This window comes from Synergistaceae bacterium DZ-S4 (assembly GCA_025943965.1).
GTDB classification, from domain to species: domain Bacteria; phylum Synergistota; class Synergistia; order Synergistales; family Synergistaceae; genus Caenicola; species Caenicola nitritireducens.
Map to the genome: position 1 here is coordinate 148,892 of JAPCWD010000005.1, position 6,190 is coordinate 155,081.

The 6,190-nt window shown below is 45.4% G+C and carries 9 protein-coding genes; all 9 read right to left on the reverse strand.

Annotated elements, in window-relative coordinates; all coding sequences use genetic code 11:
- Positions 1-26 precede the first annotated feature (26 nt).
- The 9 genes from OLM33_04885 to OLM33_04925 all read right to left on the reverse strand — a co-directional run bounded on the left by OLM33_04885 (position 27) and on the right by OLM33_04925 (position 6,057).
- Entirely contained in the window at positions 27-941 is a 915-nt protein-coding gene (locus tag OLM33_04885) for an ATP-binding protein (protein ID MCW1713010.1), read from the reverse strand.
- The gene (locus tag OLM33_04890; GenBank protein MCW1713011.1) at positions 913-1,815 is read right to left on the reverse strand and encodes an ATP-binding protein; all 903 of its coding nucleotides are present in this window, start codon (positions 1,813-1,815) and stop codon (positions 913-915) included. The genes OLM33_04885 and OLM33_04890 overlap by 29 nt, the downstream gene beginning before the upstream one ends.
- Positions 1,787-2,152: a NifB/NifX family molybdenum-iron cluster-binding protein gene (locus OLM33_04895; GenBank protein ID MCW1713012.1), complete on the reverse strand. Its 366-nt coding sequence runs from the start codon at positions 2,150-2,152 to the stop codon at positions 1,787-1,789. Before OLM33_04895 ends, OLM33_04890 begins: the two co-directional genes overlap by 29 nt.
- Positions 2,149-2,574, reverse strand: a complete 426-nt coding sequence (locus OLM33_04900; protein ID MCW1713013.1) for an iron-sulfur cluster assembly scaffold protein — start codon at positions 2,572-2,574, stop codon at positions 2,149-2,151. The genes OLM33_04895 and OLM33_04900 overlap by 4 nt, the downstream gene beginning before the upstream one ends.
- A 4-nt stretch (positions 2,575-2,578) precedes the next feature.
- Positions 2,579-2,932, reverse strand: a complete 354-nt coding sequence (locus OLM33_04905; GenBank protein ID MCW1713014.1) for a DUF134 domain-containing protein — start codon at positions 2,930-2,932, stop codon at positions 2,579-2,581.
- 57 nt (positions 2,933-2,989) lie between these two features.
- The gene (locus OLM33_04910) at positions 2,990-3,253 is read right to left on the reverse strand and encodes a DUF5320 domain-containing protein (GenBank protein MCW1713015.1); all 264 of its coding nucleotides are present in this window, start codon (positions 3,251-3,253) and stop codon (positions 2,990-2,992) included.
- Between the two features lie 155 nt (positions 3,254-3,408).
- Positions 3,409-3,720, reverse strand: coding sequence for a cupin domain-containing protein (locus tag OLM33_04915; GenBank protein MCW1713016.1), 312 nt, complete (start codon positions 3,718-3,720; stop codon positions 3,409-3,411).
- A 146-nt stretch (positions 3,721-3,866) separates the two neighbouring features.
- The gene (locus tag OLM33_04920; protein ID MCW1713017.1) at positions 3,867-5,240 is read right to left on the reverse strand and encodes an FAD-dependent oxidoreductase; all 1,374 of its coding nucleotides are present in this window, start codon (positions 5,238-5,240) and stop codon (positions 3,867-3,869) included.
- A 175-nt stretch (positions 5,241-5,415) separates the two neighbouring features.
- On the reverse strand, positions 5,416-6,057 hold the full coding sequence (locus tag OLM33_04925; GenBank protein ID MCW1713018.1) for a flavodoxin family protein: 642 nt from the start codon (positions 6,055-6,057) through the stop codon (positions 5,416-5,418).
- Positions 6,058-6,190: the final 133 nt, after the last annotated feature.

The window sequence follows — 6,190 nt, forward strand, 5'->3', positions numbered from 1 at the left end:
ATTCCTCCGTAATATATCGATTTTTATTAATGGGTGGCTGCCCATAGGTTCTTATCATTTTGGACATCCTTTCCTTCTCTGATGATCAGGTGCATGGTTTCATTGAAAACTTCCTTGACAGCTCTTCCCGAGGGACAATCGATGTCGGCTATGCTCATTCCTTTATTGACAGCCTTGACTGCCATTGGGTCGAAAGGAATGCTTCCGGTATATGGTATGCCCTCAAGTTTGCAGAAATCCTTTATCCTGTTTGTATTGTCAGGGTTTGTGTCAGATTTGTTCACACAGACTGCAATTATGACCCCAAATATTCGGGCAGTTTCTATTATCCTTTGCATGTCACTGATGCCTGAAATGGATGGTTCTGCCACTATCAAGACCATATCTGCGCCGCTAAGGGAAGCTATTGCGGGGCAGCCTATCCCCGGAGAGCCGTCTACTATGGCAAAATCTGTATCTTCTGCGGACTCTTTCATCTGTTTCTTTACTTCGGAGACAAGCATTCCTGTTGTTCCGCTTCCCATTTTCAGCCGGGCCGTTGAAAATGTAACAGAACCTTCCTTAAAAAGCATGAGATCTCCCGCAACAGAAGGATGAAGCGATACTGCATTTACAGGACAAACAAATTTGCACACCCCACATCCCTCACATCCGAATGGATCAACAAAGTGAGATCTTTCATTTGCACTAATTGCATCAAATCTGCAGTTCTCCATGCATTTGCCGCAGTTTATGCAAATGTCAGGATCGATCTCAGCCTTAGGCATCCCATAATAATCTTTCCTGGATGGTGCTTTGGAATGTTTCGTTATAAGATGCAGATTAGGTGCGTCAACATCACAGTCAGCGTATGCCTGAGCTTCCGAAAGCCTGATGAAGGCACTGGCAACTGTAGTTTTTCCTGTACCGCCTTTACCGCTCAGAATTAACAGTTGCTTCATGAGGCACCTCCCTGTAGATTTTTTCCAGCAGGGAAGAGAAAAGATCCCGATATTTAGTGTTTTCTCTTGCTGCTATCTTCCCGTTTGAGTTAAGCGTGCCAAGTTCAACGTCGAAAGGGATTTTTTCCAGGATCTTTATTCGGTTTTCCTTGCAGAACTCATCTGTTGGATCGCTTTGATCAACACATTTGTTGATAACTACAGAATGCGGTTTTTCGAAGAGCCTGACCAGAGACCAGACCATCTCAAGGTTATGTCTGCCGAATATGGTAGGTTCCGCAGCCAAAAGACAGTAGTCTGCGTCTTTTATGCTTTCCATAACGATACAGGCACTTCCCGGAGGGCAGTCTATAAAGATCGGCCGATCATCTTCAAGAGATCCGCATTGAGTGAGGAGTTCCTTAATTATTGGAATTCCTGAAGCAATTCCTGTTTTCATCATTCCGGACAAAACCCGCACTCCCTCTGAATCGCCAACAGAAAGAGTTCCTACGGCTTTGTCCCGTTCTGTAAGGGCCCCCTGTGGACATACCAGCGAACACCCTCCGCAGGAGTGGCAAACATCATCAAAAATTTTCAAATTTTTGTTTATGTATGCCAAAGCGTTGAACTTACAGAATTCTACACATTTTTTACATCCGTCGCATTTATTCGGGTCGACCTGTGGTATCTTTACAGATATTTCTTTTTCGATATTCCATTGAGGTTTAAAAAAGAGATGTCCATTGGGTTCTTCGACATCACAGTCAACGTATACGGAATCTGCAGCAGTTGATGCCAGATTGACAGAAAGCAGTGTTTTCCCTGTTCCGCCCTTGCCGCTCAATATTGCAATTTTTAAATTCTTAGCCGCCATGTCCGTGAAATCCGGCATGGATCTCCTGAAGCTGTTCAAGACGTTTTTCTTTAAAATCGGCGATACTTTCAGTTATAGAAGAGTTTTCTGTTTTAAAAATCAAAATGCCGGCAGCAGTAAGCACTTCAGCCGCATTTTGCCCGCAACGCGGGGTAAGAAGTGCTGAAACTCCTGAATCTGCGACTGTCTGTGCTGCCTTTATCCCTGCTCCGCCCTGACTGGACGCAGCAGAATTATCAAGGAACTCGGCATCGTCTGTCTCTGTTTCGTAAATCACGAAGAACGGGGTCCTTCCAAAAGACTGGCAAACTGTTGAATCTATCCTTTTTTCATCTGCCGGGATAGCTATCTTCATTTTATTTCCTCCGTAACGTCAATGTTGTTTTTTTCACAGTAATCAAATATAGCGCACCTCAAAGCACTGACTCCAAGAAGAGAGCAGTGGACTTTGCTTTCAGGCAGTCCATCAAGCGCGTTCACCACATCATCCTCAGTGATATCCAATGCTTCCCTTAACGATTTTCCTTTTGCCAGCACAGAGGTGGCGCTCGAAGTTGCTATCGCCGCACAGCATCCGAATACCAAATAGCTGATATCAAAGATTACCCCGTCAGAAACTTTAAGATAAAATGTCAGCGCATCCCCGCATTCAGGATCGCCTACCGTTCCTTCCGCATCGGCATCGGGCATGTTCCTTGCGTTTTGTGGTGACATCAGATGTTCAATAACTTTGTCGGAATAAATCCTGATCCACTCCCTGCATTTAAAGATAGGCAACGCTTCAGCTGTCGCCGTGATTTCTCCTGCGGCATCCCGGACGTCCGCACCCGCTTTCCGTACCGTCGCAGAGCCTGTACTCTCCTCCGCCGATAAAGAGGACTTTGCCGTTGACGAGCGACTCTGCAAGCTTTCTCCTGGCCTCGTTGTATATTCCCTGCACGGTAGTCCTTGCAACGTTCATATTTGCGGCGCACTCTTCCTGCGTGAAGTGTTCAAGATCGATAAGCCTTATCGTCTCGTACTCGTCTACAGTCATAACGACAGAACCTCTTGTTTCGTTGCCGGGATCAAGCGGTCCGAACTGATTGGTTTCCGGCATTGAACAGACCTTTCTCCATTTCATAGGTCTTGGCATCACGGTCTCTCCTTTGTTTTCAGGGAGGGAATGCCTGATCATTCTCTCCCTGAGTATCTAATTCAGTTTATCGAGTTCTTTTTCGATAGACTCAAGTCGTCGTTGAAGCTTCGACTTCTCGTCTTCGAGCAGTTCCTTTTCTGTTTCAGGCAAAAATTGAACTGCAGCACATCCCCTGCCGAACCAGCGTCTGGAGCCTCTCCTGATGCCGCCGCCTATATAAGAGGCCTCGCCGCTTTCAAAAGCCCTTACACAGTACCCCATTCCTCTCCCTGTCATTGAGCCTCTGCCCATCGGTCCGGTCCCGTCTCCTCTTGGCATGATTATCCCTCCTTTATTATTGACATATGTCATTTATAAAATTAATTATATAACGTTTGTGACATATGTCAATAATTGTTTTCTTATTTCATATAAAAACGGGAAGACATCACTAAATGTCTTCCCGTTTTTATATGAAATTCTGTAAAGATATCTTATTTTGGAGCGGGCGCCTTTACGACGATCAGTTCCAACGTTTGGTCATGCAAGTTCTTGAAGTTCATCTTAGTTCCCATCGGAATTTTGAGTACGGTTGACGCCGGGTATTCATGCATGTCCTGTTCATTTAAAGCTATTGAAAGTTTGCCTCTCACAACAGTCATGTAGACGTTTGAATTTGAAAAATGTTCAGGAGCTCCTTCGTCCTTGTTGAAGATCATATGCATGTAGTGTACGTTTTCGTCCTGTATTACCTTTTCCACTACCTTGCTGTTACCTGAAGCGATCTTGAATACCTGCTCGATCATCTTGTCATCTCCTCTTTTATGCAGTAATTTCCTCAATATGTCTTAATATCGTAACATTATATTGAATTCTGTGAATGTTAAAAGTGCTTAAAAGTTGCAGCCCCAAAGTAAGGGACTGCGTTGACTTGATATATTTTAATGCTATTTTAGATCACAAGACCTTCGTTGAGATGTCTGCAATTCTGGGCTATGGCGTTCATCGAGGCGGCGTTGATCGGATAGGCGATCGGCGATGCAGAGAGAAGCGGATGCGTCGCTACCTGGAATGTGTTGAGTTCTGTGGCAGTCATACCCTTCTGAATTGCCAGGCTTGCTATGTTGATCATCTCGCCGACAGTATCTCCGCCTGAGACCTGTGCCCCGAGGATCACTCCCGAGCACTTGGAGAAGATAAGTTTGATCTTTATGGTACTCGTTCCGGGAAGTGATCCCGGGTGACGGTCCATCGTTGTGAACTCACCTATATTTATAGAGAACCCTTCAGCCTTTGCCCTTGCTTCCGTAATGCCTGCTGCTGCGAATGTCCGTCCGAAGATCTTTGTAGAGAAAGCACTTATAGTTCCCTTGTTTGCCCTGATAAGCCTTAGCTGGAAGGCGTTGCTTCCGGCTATCTTTGCTTCCATTGCTGCCGTCGAGGCAAGGAGCACAGGGACATCCTTGTGGGTAAAGAAGCACTTCTTTTCGGCGCAGTCGCCCACAGCGAAGATGTCGGGATCGCTGGTCCTGGTGTATTGGTCAACAACTATGGCGCCCTTTGCGTTTACGTCAAGGCCCGCTTCCTTGGCAAGAATGCCGTTAGGCCTTACGCCAAGGCCAAGGATAACGAGGTCGGCAGCGATCTTTTCGCCGTTTTCAAGTTCAAGCGCTTCGACCGATTTTGTACCCAGTATCTTTTTTACCTTTGTATTTGTGAGAACATTAATGTTGTTGTCCTTCATCATATTTTCGATCTCGTCGGTGTAGCTCTTATCAAAAGCCTGCCAGAGGCATGCGTCAGCCATTTCCACCAGAGTTACCTTTTTTCCAAGGAGACTGATCTGCTCAGCGAATTCTACTCCGATAAAGCCGCCGCCTATTACTGCGACGCTCTCTGCTTTGTCTAGCTTTTCAAGTATTGAGGCAAGGTAATCCTGATTTTTGTATATCGGGAATACGTTTTCAAGCTCGTGTCCGGGGATGAATGTCGGGATTATGGGAAGTGAGCCTGTTGCAATGACAAGCTTCTTATAGCTGTAAGTCTCGTTTTCCTTAGTTGTTACGACCTTGTTCTCCTTGTCTATTTTGACGACTGTTCCGACCACAAGGTCTATCTTTGCGTCGACCAGCATTTTATCCGGGATAACATTTTTGCTTGTGCAGCGGAGCGTACCGTAGATGTACGGTATGCCGCAGGGAACCATTACGGCATCGGTATCCCTGATGACTGTGATGGCTATGTCTCCGTAAGCCTTGCGTGCCATAGTAGCGCTGAGGATTCCGCCTGCGCTTCCTCCAATTACAAGCAGATCTGTCTTTTTCATTTATAAAGTCCCCCTTTGTTTTTTTATTGCCTATGGTGCATTATTTCACCATTGGATGCCGCATGTCTGTGACATTATCACAAAGATAGTGAACTTTATTTTCTAAAAACAGGAATGCTTAATAGCAGAATTAACGATCAGGATATCCAAATTTTTTAGTCAAGAAAGCTGTATATCAGATCGCTTTTTCCGCTAACCTTGCACCCAACTCAAAAGATTTTTGGCAGTCTTTGGGAAACACCTCTTCCCTACTTATGGCCTTGGCATGGGGATCGAACATAGTGGAGACGACCTTGGAATAATCCTCAAACTGGCAGGTATCAAAGCTTAGAAGTGTTTCTGTTGACCCAAAGATTCTTTTTAAAGCCATTTCGTTGATCTTTATTGGTACGTCCATACCGGCCACCTTCATCATTTCTTCTGTTACGTTCATTGTGTAAATAAAAGCTGTATCTATCTTACCCGGGAAAAGAGATCTTCCTGTATTGCTGTACTCCAGATATTGAAATAGAAGCCGGTCAAGGAAAGAGGCCATTTCCCCGCTGACCCTGCCGAAATATATCGGGGATCCAAGGATGATCGCGTCGACTTCCTCTACCTTCCTGAAGACATCTTTAAGGTCATCGTTGACCGGACACCTGCCGTAACTTTTTCCATTTTTTGTCTTACATGCAAAACAGCTTATGCATCCTTTGTAATTTAAGTCGTAAAGATGGATAAGTTCAGTTGTGGCTCCCTTTGATGCAGCTCCTTCCAGGACTTTGTTTAAGAGGGTCGCAGTGTTCCAGTCATTTCTGGGACTTCCGTTAAATGCCATTATATTTGCGAAACACGGCGAGATAGAGCCACCAGCGCAGAGGTTTAGAGCCAGTCGCGCGCTCTAATAGAGCCAACCTGCGCGCTGCATAGAGCCACCTTCCTAAAACTCCTGTAAGATGAAAATACTGCTG

What these genes read in the sequence shown, in the direction of transcription:
- OLM33_04885 (MCW1713010.1), bottom strand. Translation starts at nt 941, where the DNA reads ATGAAGCAACTGTTAATTCTGAGCGGTAAAGGCGGTACAGGAAAAACT.
- OLM33_04890 (MCW1713011.1), bottom strand. Translation starts at nt 1,815, where the DNA reads ATGCCGGATTTCACGGACATGGCGGCTAAGAATTTAAAAATTGCAATA.
- OLM33_04895 (MCW1713012.1), bottom strand. Translation starts at nt 2,152, where the DNA reads ATGAAGATAGCTATCCCGGCAGATGAAAAAAGGATAGATTCAACAGTT.
- OLM33_04905 (MCW1713014.1), bottom strand. Translation starts at nt 2,932, where the DNA reads ATGCCAAGACCTATGAAATGGAGAAAGGTCTGTTCAATGCCGGAAACC.
- OLM33_04910 (MCW1713015.1), bottom strand. Translation starts at nt 3,253, where the DNA reads ATGCCAAGAGGAGACGGGACCGGACCGATGGGCAGAGGCTCAATGACA.
- OLM33_04915 (MCW1713016.1), bottom strand. Translation starts at nt 3,720, where the DNA reads ATGATCGAGCAGGTATTCAAGATCGCTTCAGGTAACAGCAAGGTAGTG.
- OLM33_04920 (MCW1713017.1), bottom strand. Translation starts at nt 5,240, where the DNA reads ATGAAAAAGACAGATCTGCTTGTAATTGGAGGAAGCGCAGGCGGAATC.
- OLM33_04925 (MCW1713018.1), bottom strand. Translation starts at nt 6,057, where the DNA reads ATGGCATTTAACGGAAGTCCCAGAAATGACTGGAACACTGCGACCCTC.